The following is a 19937-nucleotide window of genomic DNA, read 5'->3' on the forward strand; positions in this document are numbered from 1 at the left end:
AGGAAAATTTGTATGACAGATACTGCACCAAAGCAGAGCTATGCCCATTTAGCAGCAAACTATATTAAAAAATTATATCCTTCATTTAAACCGACTATTGGTGTGGTTTTGGGATCAGGATTAGGGAAGTTTGCTGATGAGTTACAAGATTCAATAAAAATCAGTTACGAAGAGCTACCAGGATTCCCTAAAATAACCGTGCAAGGGCATGGTGGTAATTTCATTTTAGGATATTGGAATAATGTGGGTGTTGTATGTTTACAGGGTCGAGCACATACATACGAAGGTTTAGAGAACTATGAAACAGTTAAAACCTATATTCGTACTTTAAAATTGTTAGGATGCGATTATTTTATTGCTACTAATGCCTCAGGCTCATTAAGAGAAGATGTTGGGCCCGGAGAATTAATGCTTATCTCGGATCATATAAATTTACAACCCAGCAATCCTTTGATTGGATCCAACGATGATGAATTTGGGCCAAGATTTTATCCTTTAGATAATGCTTACGACAAACAAATGCGTTTTGACCTATTATCTATTTCTGCAAAAAATTCAATTAAGCTTACTGAAGGAGTTTACATTTCCGTATTAGGCCCACATTACGAAACAGCTGCCGAAATCAGAGCATTTAAAGTTTGGGGGGCAGATGCCGTAGGCATGTCTACAGTACCGGAAGTATTAGTTGCAAATCACTGTGGGATGCGCGTTGCAGTCATTGCTATGATTACTAACTACGCAACGGGACTTTCAAAAACAGCACACAGCCATGATTCGGTAGTCGCGATGGCAGAAAGTGCTGCAGAAAAACTTAATTTAATTCTAAAACAATACATTGCGAGTATAAAGTGACTTTAGAGACTCATTTTGATGAGGTCATGGCAGCGTTGCTTGGTGACTATTCCAAAAGGATCATTCCCGCCAAGCAACTTATGCAAACCATTGATCTTACTTTATTGGATGAGCATGCGACTTCTGAATCATTGCTACAATTAAAACACAATGCAAATCAGAGTCAGGTTGCTGCGCTATGCGTTTATATACAGCATCTGGATCAATTTTTTTCACAAAATAGTATTGATTTGGCTACGGTTATTAACTTCCCCCATGGAAGTGAAGAACTAACTATTTCACTTGAATCTATAGAAAAAGCAATTGAGCTAGGGGCTAGCGAAATTGACTATGTATTCCCTTACCAAATGTTTCTGCAGGGACAAAAGCAAAAAGCGTTAAATCAATGCCATGCTATTGCACAATTATGTAAAAAGAATGAGCTTATTTTAAAGATTATTTTAGAAACTGGCTCTTTTCCTGATATCAAAACTATTTACAATGCGAGCAATGAGTTAATTGAATCAGGCTGCGATTTTATTAAAACATCAACAGGTAAAATATCTACAGGTGCATCATTATCTGCAGCATTTGCTATTTTAAGTGCTATTCGAGATACAGGTACGTCCTGTGGGATTAAGGTTTCAGGCGGCATTAGAAAGCCACAGCAAGCATATAATTATGCAATACTCGCAGAGTTGATGATTGGCAAACAAATTAATAAAAATTGGTTTCGCATTGGAGCAAGCAGTTTATTAGAGGAACTGTTAAAAATAAATTAATTCTCGGTTATACTTCATACCGCCGCAAAATTAATTTGTACGTGACATAGATAATTCCCTATTTGCTTCAAGATTAGCTCACAGTTGCATTCGATATGGGGCTATTATCTTAATCATGTTCCTTACTGGAGTTTAAGTATCTATGAATCGAAAAAACTTATTTAAACCTATTTTAGTCCTATTTTTTGGTCTTATTTTATCAAGCTGTAATAAAGCATTGCCCCCTGGTGAATATGATTCAAATGAGGTGGGTAAGATTAAAAAAGTAATTCCAGGTACAATTATTTCCAAACGTCCTGTGAATTTACATCGAAACATGAGCAATGTAACCAAAAGTACAAACAATAGTTTTGAAGACAATGGCTATAACCAATCACGTGGTGTTGAATATGTCATTAAGTTAAATTCAGGAGGAATTATTTCTGTAGTGCAAGCGGAAGATCTCAAACTGAAAACAAAGCAAAAAATACTTGTAATTTATGGAAAACATACTCGAGTTGTTGCAGATAACGGTAGTGAGGCCTTCTAAATCCAAGCTATATGTGCGCCTGGGTGAAGCTTTACATAACCCAGGCTAATTATACTTTGATATCAATTTAAGAACATTGTCTTACATCTCCAGAACGATCATCATAGACCAGTACCAATGACAGCGAACCACATTAATGCACCATAATACGCACTCACAATAAAGGCTTTAAAGCAATCTTGAGGTATTCTTTTATTAATCAGTTTTTGTTGGTAAATCAAAACAGCACCAGCTATAAACCAAAAAATATAAAACGATAAATTTATTTGATTCATAAATGCCAAAAATAGCCACAAGCCATGAAATAAACCCTGTAACAAACCAATAATCACTCGATCATAACTAGCAAAATAAATTGCGGTCGATTTTACCCCAATCCGTAAATCATCCGCTTTATCAGCCATTGCATACATTGTGTCATAAGTGATAATCCAGGAAAAATTTATTAAAAACAATAAGAAACATTCACTATTTAAAAATTGATCGGATGCAACATAAGCCATAGGTATTCCCATAGAAAATGCCAAACCAAGAACAAATTGGGGTGCATCGAGAAAGCGCTTACAAAAGGGATATAAAAGAGAAATAACCAATGCGATTAATCCAAGATAAAAACACTCTCGAGGAAGCTGAATTAATATAAATAATGCAATTAACAGTAATGTCAATAATAAAAGGAAGCACTCTGGCAAACTCACTTCGCCAGCAGTTAGAGGTCTTAATCTAGTGCGTGCAACATGTTTATCGATATTTCGATCAGCAATATCATTGATCACACAGCCCGCGGAACGCATCAGTATAGTACCGCATAAAAAAAAGAGTAACAGTCGAGGTGATGGCATCCCTTTATTTGCCAACCATAAAGCCCATGCCGTCGGGTACCAGAGCAATAGAATACCCACGGGCTTATCAAAACGCATTAATCGCCAGTATGCATTCCATTTCATGAATTAATATTCTCAAGCTCAGGTAACATAATTTCCGCCAAATAAAATGATTCTTTCTGTTGAAATGAAAATTCAGTGAGCCGAACCCAAAGCACGCCATTAATTGAGTGCAGATTTCTTTTAACCCAATAATACTCCAAGCATTGTTGATCCACCGGATAGCTTGTACACTGAACACGATGCACTCGATCTTCATTAAAAATTAAATTCTTTATTGATTCATTTTCTAATCGTCCAAAAAAAGCAGGATCAAGATCATAACATCTCTTAGGAATAATACTGCGTGCATACCAATAGACAACATCATGACTTTTCATCATGATTTCACGCTGAAAAACGAGGTTATCTTGAATTTTTAGAAGGCTTCTACCCCACCAGTCTGTATTTGTCCAACCTTGAGAAATAAGCTGAATGTATGCCTCGCCTTTAATTTGCTGCAGTTTATCAGTTAATGAAGCGTTATAATTAAGCCATTTTGTAAGTTGTTCCGAACTTTGTTCATTAATTGTGAAAATCGAATGGGTATTAATAGACATGTATTTTAGCTACTTATTACAAAATATATTTCAGAATGATCTTACAAAATTAACGCATCAGCGACAAGTTATTGCTAACTCTTATTCTTCCCAGTCGATTCAAAATAATAACAATCTGTTCATGGGTATCTAAATTCATTAGAATAAAACGTCCATTGCTAATCGCTTGTCCAGGATACGTTGAAAAGGTGATCTTCTTTGTTGAACTTGCTCCATCCCAATGCAAGTCCCAACGAGGATGACTCCATTGCCATTGATAAATCAATTCCATTTGATTCGTTTTTTTATTTAAAAAGTTTAAAACAATGCCCTTTGACCAATTCGATGTCGTATCTTGAGGAGAAAGATATACAGGATTGCCAAGAATAATAGCCTGCATCTTGGCATATTGTACTGCTGTTCGAAGTTCATCAATTATTGTCTTCTCCTCATTTTTTTTCACAAAATAAGTATATGAACCAATCCCTATTATTGATAAACCTATAAACACAGACATAGTTATAAGTAACTCAAGCAGCGTAAAACCCTTTATTTTCATAAATAAAAAATTATCCCGTTTCCATTTCTTGATTTGCGAGTTACCTAATAAAATACCATAGTTCGATGAATATATTACATACTAAAAGAAAATGAATCATCAGACTCCAAATCGCCGTAATCATCTTCATAATAAACGCCAGAAATCACTGTTTGCATGGGCTCATATTTTCTGCTTAATGAACGAAGCATCCGAGGATTAATCTCAGAGTTCTTACTCAATAATCCTAATATGCGTGAACATTGAGAGAAAGATAAATCCCAACGTGAAAAATACTCTTCTCTACATAAATTATTATTGCTGTTAAGCAAATCAAGCAATTGACTCATCGCACCATATACTTTCTCACTAGGATTTCTTTTAAGCTCTCTTAATAAATTAATTGCAATATGAAAAACTATGTGTGTTTCATTACGTATTTTTGCAAAATGTCTCAAACAATCAAAAGGTGCTTTTAACGAAAAAGCATGACGCGCATAATCAAAAATCTTTTTGTCCGTACTATCCTTTAATAAATCTTGCGATAATTTTAAAAACACAGGGTATATAGCAAGCAGGATCTTGTGATGGTCTTTTCTAATAGAGGAAGATGAGGCATGAGGCATTTCATGGCCAAAAAAGGTCAACTGATTGTCATCTTGTTTAGGCGTTTTAGGTGAAGGGCTTTTGGGGGAGGTAGTTTTGGTACTGAAATAAAGTCTTTGCAACTCCTGCGCTTGTTGCATTAATTCGCCTTGATTAGGAGCACTAGACTCTTCAATCAGTCGATACACTATTTCAAACCAGGGCCTATCTCCTCGATAACAACAATAAGAAAGTAACTCACCCAGGGAACTAAATGTTGTATACATAAACTCTTCATTTTCATATTCTTGAGAGTCGTTTTTTTGATAACGCATATCTAAATAATTGATAGTCTCTTGATATCCAGAATCAATCATTTGTTTTCTGGTTTCCTCTCCCACGGTAAAAGATGATGTAGATACATTATCGACGTTAATAATAATGGATTGACATGCATATTTTCTCAATTTCAAGCGATCTTTTTCCCAACCGCTGGCTGGATCACTAACACCAGTTAATAATCTATATATCCAGTTTAATACAACATTTTCTCTATAAACTCTATCCATCACCCGGTCGATAGCCTTTCTTTCTGGACCATCATCAAACTTAACGGCTAATACTTTTAAGTTATTGCCGTATTCTGATTCCAGTAATGTAGAGTGATCATCAAAAAACGCCTCTGTAGGAAAATTATTTAGTATACCTCCATCATTATGTTCTTCACCATCAATAAGGGTTGATCTATAAACTACAGGAAAACTGGCGGATGTTTTAACTGCTTCGCTCACTTCAAAATTTGGTGAGCGAAAATAGGAGAAATATCGAGTTTTCCCTTGTCTCTTATTCGTTGCTGTAACTACCAATTCCTTTCCAATTCCACAACCTGGGCATTTTTGCCGAATTTCCTCTAAGGTAGCAAACGTAATTGTTCCGTGGGGATATGGTATTTGATATTTGGAGACAATTTGATCTAATTTATAGGCAATAGCATAATCAAGAGCCGTTTTTAATGAGTGTGCTTCAGAAATTCCATTGATATTTATATCAAAATGAACTAAATGCTCATGTTTAAAATGTTTAAATAGTGCTTCAATTTCGGCCGCTGTATACCCTAAATAGCACATTAAAGCCATAATGGCTCCTGCAGAACTACCTGCGAATTTTTCAGGGCATATTTTGGCTTCATTTAATGCTTTCCAGACACCAATATGAGCAAAAATTTTTGCACCACCACCACAAAGAACTATATTTTCAATATTAGGTTTTCTTTCCCGTACTAGAATCTCATGTGATTTTAAAAACCGAAATATCTCTATTTTTTTTGTTTGATATAAAGGCACCACATGTTTTTCTTTAATAGATTTACTTTTAACGTTTTCTTCGTTTATCCAGGGAAAAAACCAACTCCAAATTCGAACATACCAAGGTTTTAAGGACATAAATCGCTGCATCTTTCGATAATCATGCATTTTATCCAGGCGTTCTTGTGGATCGGACACCTCTATTGATTGAGGATGAGCACTTTTGCATATTGATTCAAAGTTAATATTTTTTATATTAAGCGAGATAAGCTGATCGACCAATTTATCGGTAATAAAGACTCGTTTTGTATTTCCTAAAGGTTCTTGCTGTGAGTCATTAGGATCTTTGTATTTTGTCCCGGTTCCTGGAACTAAAAATTGATTAAAACCAATTAATATCCCATGGTGACCATGGCACATTTGAATACCAGTCAATTGATAATGAGATATATTTTTCAGTGATAAATCTAAATCACTTATTTTCCAATGCTCTAGATATTGTCCCTGAAACCAGCTTACTATTCTTCCCCACCAGGTTAAAGCAACCTCAGCTGTAAAACCACGATACTCGTTTACAGTTACGCCGCTTAAAAATGCTTTATTTTTATCCTTTTGATGGGGATCCAAAAGCCATTGCTTAAACAATGCTCTTTTTTCATCACTCACCCGAGTAAAATCGAACATTATTTGTTCGTTATCAAATAGATAACTACCAAAAGCAATCTTATTATCAGGAGGGAAACCATTAATTTGTAATCGCCCCAAATAGGCCGTCATAATAATTTTTTTTAATAAATCAAGATTTTGAGCATATGGGTGTGCGTCAGATTCAAGCAGCTGACTTATTACGTGTTGTGGTGTCATCACTTATCCTTAAGTTATGATAATCCATTAACTCATTCAGCAAAATAATCGAAGCATTCCCTACTTCCGTTAATTTATTGCTGAATGGATCTTGCTATACTTAACTCGAGTCTTGCTGGTTTCCATCACCTTTTGTTCAAATAATACGATTAAGATTAGATTCCATTTTATTTATTATTTTTAACCATCACAAATATAATTAACACAAATTTATCATAAATTAAATAGATTAAATTATTCCAAATTCACGTTCTTATTGTATTATGATGATTTGATTGTATTTGGGCTTTCATGATTAGCCTAGCCACATTTTAGAATGTAGCCAGGGCATTAATAGGATTAATTATCTTGAATATTTTTTAAAATTTCAGCGACAACTTGCTCAGGATTAACTGCTTGTGTGATTGGACGACCTACCACCAAGTAATCACTACCTTCTTCGATAGCCTGTTTCGGTGTCATTACTCGAGATTGATCATCCTTGGCGTTATTTGGCATTCTGATACCTGGAGTAACTGTGATAAATTGCTGACCACAAGTATTCTTAATTGCTTGCACTTCTTGAGCAGAACAGACCACTCCATCCAAACCTGATTCCTTAGTCAAAATAGCTAACTTTTTTACATGGTCAATAACAGGAGTGTTGATACCAACTGAAGTTAATTCGATTTGATTAAAACTGGTTAAAACAGTTACTGCAATTAAGATTGGTCTACTAGCACCATATGAATCAATGGCGTTCCTTGCTGATTGCATCATACTCATCCCCCCAGAAGCATGGACATTCATCATCCACACACCGAGTTCAGCACCTGCCTTGCACGCTTTTGCAACAGTATTAGGAATATCATGAAATTTTAAGTCTAAAAAAACCTTAAATTGTCTTTTAACTAATTGACTCACAAAATCTGTGCCAAGCAATGTAAAAAGTTCACTTCCTACTTTTAAAGCGCAACTTTTAGGGTCAAGCTTTTCAACCAAATTTAAAGCATCATGCTCATTATCAAAATCCAGTGCAACAATTAATTTGGGCATCATTTATACCATAGCCTCTTCTTCATGAATTTTTAGAGCACTTTTAACTGCTGTAACTATTTTAATTTGTTCTGCTTCTTGCAAATAAGGATGCATGGGTAAACTTATAACACGGCTGCTTGCATATTCTGCATGAGGAAAATCACCGATTTTATAACCAAGATAAGCCATAGCAGCTTGTTGGTGCAGGGGGACTGGATAGTGTACTGCCGTTGGAATTCCTGATTCTTGCATTGCCTTTTGAAAAGCATCTCGATTATTCACTTCAATAGTATATTGTGCATAAACACTTGTATTATAACTATGAACAAAAGGTGTTTTTACCAAAGGAGAAAGAATCTGATCATACGCTTTGGCGACTCTTTGGCGCATAATAATTTCATCAGGGAAAAGTTTCAATTTTTCAATTAAAACAGCAGCCTGAATAGTATCCATTCGTCCATTAATTCCTATACGGTTATGGCAATAACGCGCATTTTGGCCATGAATTCTTATTTCAAGAAGCTTTTGGGCTAAAATATCATCATTAGTAAAACAGGCTCCAGAATCTCCATATCCCCCCAAAGGTTTAGATGGGAAGAAACTAGTACATCCAATCGTTGATAAAGCACAGGAATATTTACCTTTATAAGTGGCACCAAAACTTTGTGCTGCATCCTCAATAACCGGGATACCAAAATGAGCCGCAATGGCATTAATTTCATCATGATCAGCACATTGACCATACAATCCAACCGGCATTATCGCCTTGGTTTTACTGGTAATTGCAGCCTCTAACTTATTAGGATCCATATTATAGGTCAGTGGATCAATATCTACAAAAACAGGTTTGGCTTGACAAAGACTAATCACCTCAGCAGTAGCAAAAAAACTGAAAGGAGTAGTTATTATTTCATCTCCTGGCTGAATTTCCAAAGCCATTAATGCCATTAATAAAGCATCTGTTCCACTTGAATTAACAATGGCATGTTTAACTCCTATAAAATCAGCTAATTGCCTTTCAAGCTGCGCTATTTCAGGCCCCATAATATACTGACCATGATCCAAAACGTTTTTAATACTGGCTAAAATTTCGTTTTCTATTATTGAATATTGTCTTTTTAAATCGATAAATTGCATCATAATCTCTAAAAAAATTAATTAATATCCTTCCAGTCCATGGACAGGTTTCATTCTTCCCCAGTTTTTGCAGCTGGGACAATGCCAATGGAGATGCTTTCCACCAAAACCACAGTGAACGCATCGATAAACTGGCTTATTGTCTAAAAATTTACTCGTTATATCATAAAGCATTTGCAACTTGTCACGTACCTTCCCATGAGCAGACTCAAGATGCCAATAGATTAACTGATTTAAACCTCGAATTGATGGATGCTTGCTCAAGTTATCCGCTACGAAATCTATAGCAGCATCCATATTTTTTTGTTGTCTTAAATATTCCGCTATTACAAAAATTACTGAAGCTCTGGGATTCTTCTCTAATGTCTCTTCAAGATACTTGATACACTCATCCATTGTATTTAATTCTTTATGGCATACAACTAGAGGTTCAATAATTTCTGTTAAAAAATCTGCATCTTGCTGAGGCACACGTTTTAACGAACGAATTGCATGTTTGTAACGCCCTTCTTTCATTTCTAGACTTGCATTCATTAAACTGGCTCTAACTGATTCATTATCAACACTTATGGCTTGTTTAATACAATATGTAGCTCTATCAATCGCATTGCTTTTTAAAGCTTGATTGGCCATTTCACAATAATAATGGGCAGCTTGGTTATGAAAACTTGTCCCCGTTGAAATTTCTAATTTTTTAATAACATCCAAAGCTTTTTCCCATGCTTTTTCTTGTTGATAAATCGCTAATAAACCATGCAAACTGCTGGTTTCTTTCGAACCACCTAACTCCACAACCTCCAAAAAAATTCGTTCTGCACGATCGAATAAACCAGCACTCATATAATCCTGGCCTAAGGCCATTAATGATTCTTTTCTTTGTAAAATACTTAATTGAGGTCTTGCGATTAAATTTTGATGAATGCGTATTGCTCTATCAACCTCTCCGCGACGTCGAAATAAACTTCCTAACGCAAGATGAGTTTCTACCGTATCACTGTCAACTTCTAATAATTTAATAAATATATCAACAGCTTTATCGGGTTGTTCATTTAAAAGATAATTAAGTCCGACAACATACTCACGAGATAAACGATTATTAAGAGTAGGATCTTCCTTAGGTTTACTACGATTTGCCATCCACCATCCAGACCACGCAGCAGCAGGCAATAGTAATGGCCATAAATCAATCATTATTACCCTCCTCTCTGCATGTTATACTTCTTAATAATAAAAAAATTAGTGTTGATCTTGCAATGGAATTGACCGTAAGTTTTTAATTTCTTTTTCTGTTAATTTTAATTGGTTTTTAATTTTGTGGTATTCAGCTTTTAAACGCCAGTATCGACCAATAAAAAGTATAAAGCCTACTAAAATTCCAATACCTAACATGATTGTCATGAGAACAGAGATAGGCATTGTTATCGTTTTAAAATATAAATTAACATCCACTGAAGTTGCATTTAAAGCAGCAAAACTAACGCCAATAATGATAAGGGCTATATAAATAACCAGCATTAATATGCGCATAAATTCTTCCTTTTGTGTTTACTGGGCAATTAGAAGCGGAACCCGGGATCGATCCAGGATGATACTTTATCATAAACCTGAGCGCCACTTCGCCCACTCAAGGTATTAAAATATACAAACAAAAAAGCGTAGAAAAATCTACGCTTTTTTAACTAATTGACAATAAAGAAATTAATCACTTTCTTTACTTGCCATTTTTTCTTTCAGCAAATCACCTAAGGTTGTTGTTGAAGCACCTTCGGTTCTAGAATATTTCTTGATGGCATCAGCTTCATCTTGAGCATCTTTCGCTTTTACCGAAAGCGTAATTGACCTGTTTTTACGATCAACATTTATGATTTTTGCTTCAATCTCATCACCTTCTTTGACAAGAGTAGTCGCATCATCAACACGCTCATCAGACAATTCACTTGCACGAATCGTACCAGTAATGTCATCTGCCAAAGCTACAGTAACTGTTTTAGGATCTACAGCAACAACTGTACCTTTAACTATGGCACCTTTAGTGTATTCATCAACAAAACTTGCGAAGTTATCGCCTTCAAGTTGTTTAATACCTAAAGAAATACGTTCCCGCTCAGGATCTATAGCAAGAATAACAGCTTCCAACTCTTGTCCTTTCTTAAACTGTTTTACTGCTTCTTCACCAGGAACAGTCCAGGAAATATCAGACAAATGAACCAACCCGTCAATATCTCCATCCAAGCCAATAAATATTCCAAAATCAGTGATTGAACGAATCTTACCACTTACTTTTTGGCCTTTATTGTGAGAGGCAGCAAACTGTTGCCATGGATTACCAACACATTGTTTCATGCCTAAAGAAATACGGCGTCGTTCCTCATCAATTTCAAGAACCATAACATCAACTACATCACCCAGAGAAACTACTTTACTTGGATGTACGTTTTTGTTGGTCCAATCCATTTCAGACATATGGACTAAGCCTTCAACACCTTCTTCGATTTCAACAAAGCAACCATAATCGGTAATATTAGTTACTTTACCTTGTAATTTTTTGCCTATTGGATAACGTTCTACCAGGTCAACCCAAGGATCGTTACCTAATTGTTTCATACCTAGAGAAACACGGTTTCTTTCGCTATCAAAGCTCAATACTTTTACTTTTACGTCTTGGCCAACTGACAATACTTCACTTGGATGTTTTACACGTTTCCATGAAATATCAGTGATGTGCAACAAGCCATCTATGCCGCCCAAATCAATGAACGCACCATAATCGGTAAGGTTTTTAACAATACCATGGAGCTCTTGACCTTCATGCAGGGACTCAAGCAATGCTTGTCTATCAGCACTACTTTCTTCTTCAACAACTGCCCGGCGCGATACAACGATGTTGTTACGCTTTAAATCCATTTTTATAACTTTGAATTCAAGCTCTTTTCCTTCTAGATAAGAAGGATCTCTTACAGGTCTGACGTCTACTAATGAACCAGGTAAGAAGGCGCGTATAGTACCAATTTCAACAGTAAAGCCTCCTTTAACTTTTCCGGAGATAAGACCAGTAACTGTTTCATTGTTTTCATGTGATTTAGATAATTTACGCCAAGCTTCCTGACGTTTTGCTTTTTCTCTTGAAAGGAGCGTTTCGCCGTAGCCGTCTTCCACAGAATCCAGTGCTACTTCTACAGTATCACCCAGGCTAACTTCCAAGGCACCATCTTTGTCATAAAATTCTTCTTTGGGTACAATACCTTCCGATTTTAGACCTGCATTTAAAATGACATAGTCACTATCGATACCAATAACTTTGGCATTAATAATAGCACCAGGATAAAATTGAGCGCCGGCAATACTTTGCTCAAACAATTCTTTGAAACTTTCAGACATGTTAATAAACTCTTTAGTAAAAAAATGAAAGAATGAGTTCCACTCATCTTTCCCCCAACAAATATTTACGCACGATACAAACGTTCATTTATTAATTTTAATACAATATTAAACACTTGTACAATGGATAATCTGGTTGTATCAATTTGCACTGCATCATCTGCAGGCTTTAATGGCGCATGCGTACGAGCTGTATCCCTTACATCACGTTTAGCCAATTCTTCTACAACCTGCGCGAGGCTAACATTAATTCCCTTTTCTTTCAACTGTAAATAACGTCTATTTGCTCTTTCTTCTTCGTTGGCATATAAAAAAATCTTTAAAACAGCCTCAGGGAAGACCACAGTACCCATATCTCGACCATCTGTAACAAGCCCGGGAGGTTGAGCAAAATTACGTTGACGCTCTAGTAAAGCATGTCTTACATCCTGAATTGCAGCAATTTGAGACGCATCCTGACCACATTGCTCGCTTCGGATTTCCGAGCTGATATTCATATCATCCAAAATGACTTGCACTGCATAATCATCAGAAGATTCAAAACGTAAATTTAGCGATCGTGCTAATGTGGTTAATTTATCCACATCATGAAAGTCAATCTTATTTTTTCTAGCGGCATAAGCGAGAACACGATAAATAGCACCGCTATCAAGCATATTCCATTTAAGATGTTTTGCAAGTAATTGGCATAAAGTGCCCTTACCAGTGCCACTTGGACCATCCAGGGTTATAACTGGTACCGTGTCATTGTACATTATAAACGGTTTCCTCTATTTGTAATTGAAGCTCCTTTGCCGTTTCTACAAACAAAGGAAATGAGGTAGCTACATTGACACAATTTTTAATAGTAACAGGTTCTTTAGCTACAGCCCCAGCGATTGCAAAGGACATGGCAATTCGATGATCGCCTCTGCTCTCAACAATACCTCCGTGTAAGGTCCCTCCTTCGATCAGCACACCATCGTCTAGTGCATTCGCATGAATACCTAATTCTTTTAGACCATCAACCATAGCAGCAATTCGATCACTTTCTTTAAAGCGTAGTTCGCTTGCACCATGCAGCGTAGTTTGTCCTTGTGCACAAGCTGCAGCAATAAAAATAACAGGGAACTCATCAATTGCTAGTGGTACCATATTTGGATCAATATCAATACCTTTCAATGGTGCATACTGAACTCGCAAATCAGCAACCCACTCTTCTCCCAATTGTCTCTGGTTTAAAAGGGTAATTTTAGCCCCCATTTCCAATAAAATATGCAATATTCCAGTACGTGTTGGATTAATTCCTACATTACGAATAAGAATATCAGAGTCAGGAATAATAGTGGCCGCAACAATAAAAAATGCCGCGGAGGAAATATCTCCAGGAATATCTATCTCAGTGCCAATACATTCACTTTCAGAGTTAACAATCAAAGTATTACCTGAGCGGTGAACAGGGTATGAAAAATTTTTGAGCATAAGTTCTGTATGATCACGACTCACACCTGCTTCTGTAATTCGTGTCTCACCTTCAGCATAGAGGCCTGCCAATAAAATACATGATTTAACCTGAGCACTCGCTTCAGGCATTGTATAATCAATACCTTTAAGTTTTTGGCCTCCTCTGATTGTGATAGGAGGTTTGCCATCTACAGTAGTGATATCAGCACCCATTTGTGTTAATGGTTTACTGATCCGCATCATAGGTCGTTTTAATAAGCTCTCATCCCCTGTTAACTGACTATCAAAAGATTGTGCAGCTAACAATCCAGCTAACAGACGTATACTGGTTCCAGAGTTTCCACAATCAATAACCTGTTCTGGTTTTTCTAATCCATACTTGCCAACACCATATATTACTACTTGCTGTTCATCAGGTCCCTCTATGTTGACTCCCATTGCTTGAAATGCTTTTAAGGTTGCCATGCAATCATCACCATCAAGAAATCCATTAATAATGGTAGTTCCCTTAGCTAAAGAACCAAAAATAATAGAACGATGTGAAATCGATTTATCACCAGGTACAGTGATTTCACCTTTTATAGACCGAGCAGGTTTACTTATAAAATTATGTATTCTCACTAACTATTTTCCTTTGCAAATTCAGACATGAAGTCTATGAGCGCATCAACTCCACTCATGGGCATTGCATTATAAAGACTGGCGCGAATGCCACCCACGAGTCGATGCCCCTTTAAACCGTACAAACCTCGTAGCTGGGCTAATTGTAGGAATTCATTCTCTAATTTATCATTCTTAAGTGAGAAACAGACATTAACTATAGAACGAACTTCAGGATCTACATGAGTTGTATAAAAATCTGTGTTATCTAAATATTGATATAATTTGGCTGCCTTCTGACAATTAAGACGGTATATTTCTTCAACCCCGCCTTGAGCTTTTAACCAATCAAACATTTTGTCAGCTAAATAGCAATTAAACACTGGTGAAGTAGCATAAAGCGAATGATGCTCAGCTTGAATTTTATAATTTAACATTGTTGGCACTTGAGGGGTGGGTACTTTTTCTAATAAATCATCCCTAATAATTACTATTGTTAACCCAGCGTTCGCTATATTTTTCTGTGCTCCAGCAAAAATTAAACCAAAATTTCTGACGTCTACGGGTTCGCTAAGCAAAGCAGATGTCATATCAGCAATTAAAGGAATTTCCTTTGTTTTAGGAACATAAGGAAATCGAACTCCGTTAACGGTTTCGTTTGGAGTGTAATAAACATAGGATGTATTTTCTTTTATGTCCCAATTTCTGGGTTCAGGTATTGTTTTATAGCCATTGTCTCCATCACTGGCAATACAATAGGCCTTTTTTAAGTGCTGAGCCTCCAATAAAGCCATATGTGACCATACTCCTGTGACCAGATAGCCTGCCTGCTCCTCTGGACTTAAGAGATTCATTGGGATCATGGCAAATTGAGTACGGGCAGCTCCTCCCAAAAATAAAACATGATAATTTGAGGGTATAAAGAGTAATTCTCTTAAGGACTGCTCTGCATGATTTAAAAGAGCTGAAAACTCTGGGCTACGATGCCCAACCTCAAGAACAGAAACGCCAAGATTTTGCCAATCAAGAAACTCTTCTTGAGCTTCCTTAAGAATATCCTCAGGAAGCATTGAAGGTCCCGCACCAAAATTATAGACTCTAGTTGTCATCGCCATTTTCTTCAGGTTCAATTACATCATCAGGTTCAATTACATCATCGGGCTCGTTAGAATCGTCGCCTAAATCCTCAATTTTTTGCATGCCCACTACTTTTTCACCTGGGCTAACGTTAATCAATCGGACACCTTGAGTATTTCGACCAATTACAGACAATTCATCAACCTTAAATCGTACTAACGTTCCTTTATCCGTAATTAGCATTGCTTCATCTGCATCGGTAACTTGTACTGAACGCACTACTTTACCATTACGTTCACTTACCTGAATGGAGATTACTCCTTGTCCACCGCGGCCAGAAACCCGATATTCTTCGATTGATGTACGTTTTCCATATCCATTTTCTGTTGCAGTCAATATGGTTCCATCTGGATGAGCTACAACTAGGGATATTACTGCTTGCCCCTCTTCGATGCGAATACCTCGTACACCGCGAGCAGTACGCCCCATAGGTCGAACTTTATTTTCATCAAAACGAACCACTTTACCTGCATCGGTAAATAGCATGATATCCTTACTACCATCGGTAATATCAACACCAACCAAACTGTCATCTTCATCCAGATCTACAGCAATAATTCCGTTAGATCTTCGTCTGCTAAATGCATTTAAAGGTACTTTTTTAACCGTTCCTTTTTTAGTAGCCATAAAGACATAATACCCTTCTTGATATTCTCGGACGGGCAACATGGCATTAATTTCTTCGCCGTCAGCGAGTGGTAATATGTTAATAATCGGACGACCACGAGAAATACGACTGGCTAAAGGAAGTTCATATGCTTTTAACCAATAAAGTTTTCCAAGGTTAGAAAAGCAAAGCAATGTGTCATGCGTGCTTGCAATAACTAGCCGAGAAACAAAATCTTCATCTTTAACATTTGTTGCGGATTTACCCTTACCACCTCGACGTTGGGCCTGGTATGCACTTAGCGGTTGGTATTTTACATAGCCTTGATGCGATAGAGTAACCACTACATTTTCTTCGGTAATTAAATCTTCGATTGTCAAATCTTCTTGTGATGCAGTAATTTCAGTACGACGTTCGTCGCCAAACTGAGTTTTTATCTCAAGGAATTCATCACGAATCACCTGCATGAGTCGTTCCGGAGATGCCAATATTTCCATTAACTCACGAATTAGCTTCAGTAATTCCTCAAACTCACCTAAAATTTTATCTTGTTCCAAAGCTGTTAAGCGATGGAGTCTTAATTCAAGAATAGCTTGCGCCTGAGCTTCTGATAGCTTATAACCTTCAGCCCCTAATCCAAATTCTGCCGCCAAATCATCAGGCCGAGAAGCATCAGAACCTGCCCTTTCCAGCATCGTTTTAACCATGCCTGGTTGCCATAGCTTGGCAAGCAATGCTTCTTTAGCGTCTTGAGGGGTTGGTGATTTTTTAATCAAATCAATCATTTCATCAATATTTGCTAATGCAATCCCCAAGCCTTCTAATAAATGGGCTCGAGCACGGGCTTTTTTCAGATCAAACAAGGTTCTTCTGGTTACGACTTCACGACGGTGTTTAATGAAATATTCAAGAATTTGTTTCAAGTTCAATGTGCGTGGTTGCCCATCAACCAATGCAACCATATTAATTCCAAACACATTTTGCATTTGAGTATGAGCGTATAAATTATTTAAGATGACATCAGCTACTTCATTACGTTTTAACTCGATAACGACTCGCATGCCTTGCTTATCAGACTCATCCCTAAGACCAGAAATGCCTTCAATTTTTTTATCTCGTACTAACTCAGCAATACGCTCAACCAGACGAGCTTTATTTACTTGATAAGGAAGCTCCGTAATAATAATGGATTGTCGACCCGTATCTTCATCTGTTTCAATTTCTGTTCGGGCACGAATAATTGCACGCCCTTTTCCTGTTCGATAACCCTGAATAATTCCGGCCCGGCCATTGATAATAGCGGCTGTTGGAAAGTCTGGACCAGGGATAATTTCCATAATGTCGTCCAAACTTAATTCAGGATCATCAACAAGAGCAATACAGGCATTAATTACTTCAGTGAGGTTGTGAGGTGGGATATTCGTCGCCATACCTACAGCAATACCTGAAGAACCATTAACTAACAAATTGGGTACTCGTGAAGGTAAAACTACAGGAGCAAACTCGGTCTCATCATAGTTAGGGCTAAAATCTACCGTCTCTTTCTCAAGATCCGCTAATAAAGCATGAGCTACCTTAGACATTCTTACTTCGGTATATCGCATTGCCGCAGGTGCATCGCCATCAACAGAACCGAAGTTACCCTGACCATCAACCAAAAGATAACGCATCGAAAAAGGTTGTGCCATACGAACTATGGTGTCATAAACTGCTGTATCGCCATGTGGATGGTATTTACCGATTACATCCCCTACGACACGTGCAGATTTTTTATAGGGTTTATTCCAGTCATTGCCTAATTCACTCATTGCGAAAAGTACGCGTCGATGAACCGGTTTCAGTCCATCGCGAACATCAGGCAATGCTCTGCCTACGATAACACTCATCGCATAATCTAGGTAGGATTGTTTTAACTCATCTTCGATATTAACTGGCAAGATTTCTTTAGCTAGATAAACCATAGTTTGGACGTATCCTTGACGATAAATTTTAATGATAAAGGATACCATACAGACGGATTTAATTAAATCATCTATACTAAAATGTAACCCAAGTACTGCATAACAAGCAGTATTTTTCCGGGACAAGTGATAAAATACACGCTAAATTTGGATTCTCGCCATAACAGAGATAAATTTGTTATTTTTTTACTGTTATTCTTTGAAATTCTAAACCATAATAAAATTGACTGTAAGTGCTCATTTTGTATATAGTGCCGGCACAAACAAATGAATCCTTTATCAGGAGAAGCAATGACAAAAAAAACAGCTAAACTTAGCATTGAAGGCCAAGAGCCACTTGAATTACCTGTATATACACCTACGTTAGGGAATGATGTAATTGATATCACTCAACTCGGTGCGCGTGGCGTTTTTACCTTTGATCAAGGTTTCTTATCGACTGCCTCCTGTGAATCTAAAATAACCTACATAGATGGTGATAAAGGGATATTACTTTATCGAGGCTATCCAATCGAACAGTTAGCTGAGAAAAAAGATTTTCTTGATGTAAGTTATCTTTTGCTCAATGGCGAACTGCCTAACGCCGAAGAGAAGAAAAAATTTGTTAATTTGATTAACAACCACACTATGGTACATCAGCAAATGTACCAATTTTTAAATGGTTTCCGTCGTGATGCACATCCTATGGCAATTATGGTAGGAATGGTTGGTGCTTTATCTGCGTTTTATCATGACACCATGGATTTAAATAATGCGGAAGATCGCTTTATTTCTGCGATACGCATGGTTGCAAAAATGCCGACTTTTGCAGCAATGAGCTATAAATACTCAATAGGACTACCCTATATATATCCGCAAAATAAAATGTCTTATGCCGAGAACTTCCTACATATGATGTTTAGCGTTCCCACAGAAGAATCAACTCCTGATCCAGTTCTGGTGCGCGCTATGGACACCATCTTTATTTTACATGCGGATCACGAGCAAAATGCTTCTACATCCACTGTTCGTCTTGCTGGTTCAACGGGAGCGAATCCTTTTGCATGTATTTCTGCAGGAATCGGTGCCTTATGGGGACCTGCTCATGGCGGTGCAAACGAAGCTTGCCTCAATATGCTCAAAGAAATTGGAAGCGTTGATCGCATTCAACATTATATCAAGCGCGCAAAAGATAAAGATGATCCATTCCGATTAATGGGATTTGGTCATCGTGTCTATAAGAGCTACGACCCCAGAGCAAAAGTGATGCGCCAAACCTGCTATGATGTATTGGAAGCTGTAGGTGCAAAAGATGCTCCACTATTCAAGCTTGCTATGGAACTTGAACGTATTGCCCTCGAAGATGATTATTTCATCGAGAAAAAACTTTATCCCAATGTTGACTTCTACTCAGGTCTGACTTTAAGTGCTATAGGAATTCCAACAAATATGTTTACAGTAGTCTTTGCTTTAGCTCGTACTGTTGGTTGGATGAGCCATTGGATGGAAATGGTTGCCACTAAATCAAGAATTGGTAGACCACGCCAGCTTTATACTGGTGAAAAAACTAGAAATGTTCCTTGATATTTAGGTGTATATCCTGAACTCAGGTTCCTACTGTCGTTAAGTTAAAGAGCTGTCATTCCCTCCTTCGGGGGAATGACAAAACTCCGGAAGTGAATGCAGGTCCTAAGAAGGATCAACGGGTTTCCTCTGGCCACATCAGCTACAAGCTACTATTCTCTATAAACAATGTTCTGAAACTCTGGGTCGTTCTACTCGT

General features: G+C 37.2%; 17 protein-coding genes. 4 read left to right on the forward strand and 13 right to left on the reverse strand.

The features are described from left to right. Nucleotides 1-12: 12 nt before the first annotated feature. From BW930_RS02750 to BW930_RS02760, 3 genes are all read left to right on the forward strand, one after another. Nucleotides 13-852, forward strand: a complete 840-nt coding sequence (locus BW930_RS02750; protein WP_058469018.1) for a purine-nucleoside phosphorylase — start codon at nucleotides 13-15, stop codon at nucleotides 850-852. Continuing rightward, nucleotides 849-1613, forward strand: coding sequence for a deoxyribose-phosphate aldolase (gene deoC, locus BW930_RS02755; RefSeq protein WP_058469019.1), 765 nt, complete (start codon nucleotides 849-851; stop codon nucleotides 1611-1613). Before BW930_RS02750 ends, deoC begins: the two co-directional genes overlap by 4 nt. Nucleotides 1614-1755: 142 nt before the next feature. Further along, nucleotides 1756-2142, forward strand: a complete 387-nt coding sequence (locus tag BW930_RS02760; RefSeq protein ID WP_058469020.1) for a hypothetical protein — start codon at nucleotides 1756-1758, stop codon at nucleotides 2140-2142. 101 nt (nucleotides 2143-2243) lie between these two features. Here the strand turns inward: BW930_RS02760 and ubiA are convergent, their stop codons facing one another. The 13 genes from ubiA to gyrA form a co-directional block, all read right to left on the reverse strand. Continuing rightward, nucleotides 2244-3089 (reverse strand): 4-hydroxybenzoate octaprenyltransferase, encoded by an 846-nt coding sequence (gene ubiA, locus BW930_RS02765; protein WP_076547468.1) that lies wholly within the window; start codon nucleotides 3087-3089, stop codon nucleotides 2244-2246. Continuing rightward, nucleotides 3086-3625 (reverse strand): chorismate--pyruvate lyase family protein, encoded by a 540-nt coding sequence (locus BW930_RS02770; RefSeq protein ID WP_058469021.1) that lies wholly within the window; start codon nucleotides 3623-3625, stop codon nucleotides 3086-3088. The genes ubiA and BW930_RS02770 overlap by 4 nt, the downstream gene beginning before the upstream one ends. Before the next feature lie 49 nt (nucleotides 3626-3674). Then, nucleotides 3675-4163 (reverse strand): GspH/FimT family pseudopilin, encoded by a 489-nt coding sequence (locus tag BW930_RS02775; RefSeq protein WP_058469022.1) that lies wholly within the window; start codon nucleotides 4161-4163, stop codon nucleotides 3675-3677. Between the two features lie 74 nt (nucleotides 4164-4237). After that, nucleotides 4238-6895, reverse strand: coding sequence for a Dot/Icm T4SS effector VpdC (gene vpdC, locus BW930_RS02780; protein WP_058469023.1), 2658 nt, complete (start codon nucleotides 6893-6895; stop codon nucleotides 4238-4240). 339 nt (nucleotides 6896-7234) lie between these two features. After that, nucleotides 7235-7933: an orotidine-5'-phosphate decarboxylase gene (gene pyrF / locus BW930_RS02785; RefSeq protein ID WP_058469024.1), complete on the reverse strand. Its 699-nt coding sequence runs from the start codon at nucleotides 7931-7933 to the stop codon at nucleotides 7235-7237. Then, nucleotides 7934-9049, reverse strand: a complete 1116-nt coding sequence (locus tag BW930_RS02790) for a DegT/DnrJ/EryC1/StrS family aminotransferase (RefSeq protein WP_058469195.1) — start codon at nucleotides 9047-9049, stop codon at nucleotides 7934-7936. A gap of 21 nt (nucleotides 9050-9070) precedes the next feature. Continuing rightward, on the reverse strand, nucleotides 9071-10240 hold the full coding sequence (gene lapB / locus BW930_RS02795; RefSeq protein ID WP_058469025.1) for a lipopolysaccharide assembly protein LapB: 1170 nt from the start codon (nucleotides 10238-10240) through the stop codon (nucleotides 9071-9073). 45 nt (nucleotides 10241-10285) lie between these two features. Continuing rightward, nucleotides 10286-10576, reverse strand: coding sequence for a LapA family protein (locus BW930_RS02800; RefSeq protein ID WP_058469026.1), 291 nt, complete (start codon nucleotides 10574-10576; stop codon nucleotides 10286-10288). Between the two features lie 171 nt (nucleotides 10577-10747). Then, the gene (gene rpsA, locus BW930_RS02805; protein ID WP_058469027.1) at nucleotides 10748-12427 is read right to left on the reverse strand and encodes a 30S ribosomal protein S1; all 1680 of its coding nucleotides are present in this window, start codon (nucleotides 12425-12427) and stop codon (nucleotides 10748-10750) included. Nucleotides 12428-12492: 65 nt separating this feature from the next. Beyond that, nucleotides 12493-13182: a (d)CMP kinase gene (gene cmk, locus BW930_RS02810; RefSeq protein WP_058469028.1), complete on the reverse strand. Its 690-nt coding sequence runs from the start codon at nucleotides 13180-13182 to the stop codon at nucleotides 12493-12495. Beyond that, nucleotides 13172-14491, reverse strand: a complete 1320-nt coding sequence (gene aroA, locus BW930_RS02815) for a 3-phosphoshikimate 1-carboxyvinyltransferase (protein ID WP_058469029.1) — start codon at nucleotides 14489-14491, stop codon at nucleotides 13172-13174. The genes cmk and aroA overlap by 11 nt, the downstream gene beginning before the upstream one ends. Then, nucleotides 14491-15579, reverse strand: a complete 1089-nt coding sequence (gene serC, locus BW930_RS02820) for a 3-phosphoserine/phosphohydroxythreonine transaminase (RefSeq protein ID WP_058469030.1) — start codon at nucleotides 15577-15579, stop codon at nucleotides 14491-14493. The genes aroA and serC overlap by 1 nt, the downstream gene beginning before the upstream one ends. Continuing rightward, a complete protein-coding gene (gene gyrA / locus BW930_RS02825; protein ID WP_058469031.1) occupies nucleotides 15569-18175 on the reverse strand; it encodes a DNA gyrase subunit A in 2607 nt (868 codons plus the stop codon). Before gyrA ends, serC begins: the two co-directional genes overlap by 11 nt. Before the next feature lie 291 nt (nucleotides 18176-18466). Between gyrA and gltA the strand changes: the two genes are divergently transcribed. Then, nucleotides 18467-19738, forward strand: coding sequence for a citrate synthase (gene gltA, locus BW930_RS02830; protein ID WP_058469032.1), 1272 nt, complete (start codon nucleotides 18467-18469; stop codon nucleotides 19736-19738). Nucleotides 19739-19937: the final 199 nt, after the last annotated feature.

Source organism: Fluoribacter gormanii, assembly GCF_900156395.1.
Lineage (GTDB): Bacteria > Pseudomonadota > Gammaproteobacteria > Legionellales > Legionellaceae > Legionella > Legionella gormanii.

What these genes read in the sequence shown, in the direction of transcription:
- BW930_RS02750 (WP_058469018.1), top strand. Translation starts at nt 13, where the DNA reads ATGACAGATACTGCACCAAAGCAGAGCTATGCCCATTTAGCAGCAAAC.
- BW930_RS02760 (WP_058469020.1), top strand. Translation starts at nt 1,756, where the DNA reads ATGAATCGAAAAAACTTATTTAAACCTATTTTAGTCCTATTTTTTGGT.
- ubiA (WP_076547468.1), bottom strand. Translation starts at nt 3,089, where the DNA reads ATGAAATGGAATGCATACTGGCGATTAATGCGTTTTGATAAGCCCGTG.
- BW930_RS02770 (WP_058469021.1), bottom strand. Translation starts at nt 3,625, where the DNA reads ATGTCTATTAATACCCATTCGATTTTCACAATTAATGAACAAAGTTCG.
- BW930_RS02775 (WP_058469022.1), bottom strand. Translation starts at nt 4,163, where the DNA reads ATGAAAATAAAGGGTTTTACGCTGCTTGAGTTACTTATAACTATGTCT.
- vpdC (WP_058469023.1), bottom strand. Translation starts at nt 6,895, where the DNA reads ATGACACCACAACACGTAATAAGTCAGCTGCTTGAATCTGACGCACAC.
- pyrF (WP_058469024.1), bottom strand. Translation starts at nt 7,933, where the DNA reads ATGATGCCCAAATTAATTGTTGCACTGGATTTTGATAATGAGCATGAT.
- BW930_RS02790 (WP_058469195.1), bottom strand. Translation starts at nt 9,049, where the DNA reads ATGCAATTTATCGATTTAAAAAGACAATATTCAATAATAGAAAACGAA.
- lapB (WP_058469025.1), bottom strand. Translation starts at nt 10,240, where the DNA reads ATGATTGATTTATGGCCATTACTATTGCCTGCTGCTGCGTGGTCTGGA.
- BW930_RS02800 (WP_058469026.1), bottom strand. Translation starts at nt 10,576, where the DNA reads ATGCGCATATTAATGCTGGTTATTTATATAGCCCTTATCATTATTGGC.
- rpsA (WP_058469027.1), bottom strand. Translation starts at nt 12,427, where the DNA reads ATGTCTGAAAGTTTCAAAGAATTGTTTGAGCAAAGTATTGCCGGCGCT.
- cmk (WP_058469028.1), bottom strand. Translation starts at nt 13,182, where the DNA reads ATGTACAATGACACGGTACCAGTTATAACCCTGGATGGTCCAAGTGGC.
- serC (WP_058469030.1), bottom strand. Translation starts at nt 15,579, where the DNA reads ATGACAACTAGAGTCTATAATTTTGGTGCGGGACCTTCAATGCTTCCT.
- gyrA (WP_058469031.1), bottom strand. Translation starts at nt 18,175, where the DNA reads ATGGTTTATCTAGCTAAAGAAATCTTGCCAGTTAATATCGAAGATGAG.
- gltA (WP_058469032.1), top strand. Translation starts at nt 18,467, where the DNA reads ATGACAAAAAAAACAGCTAAACTTAGCATTGAAGGCCAAGAGCCACTT.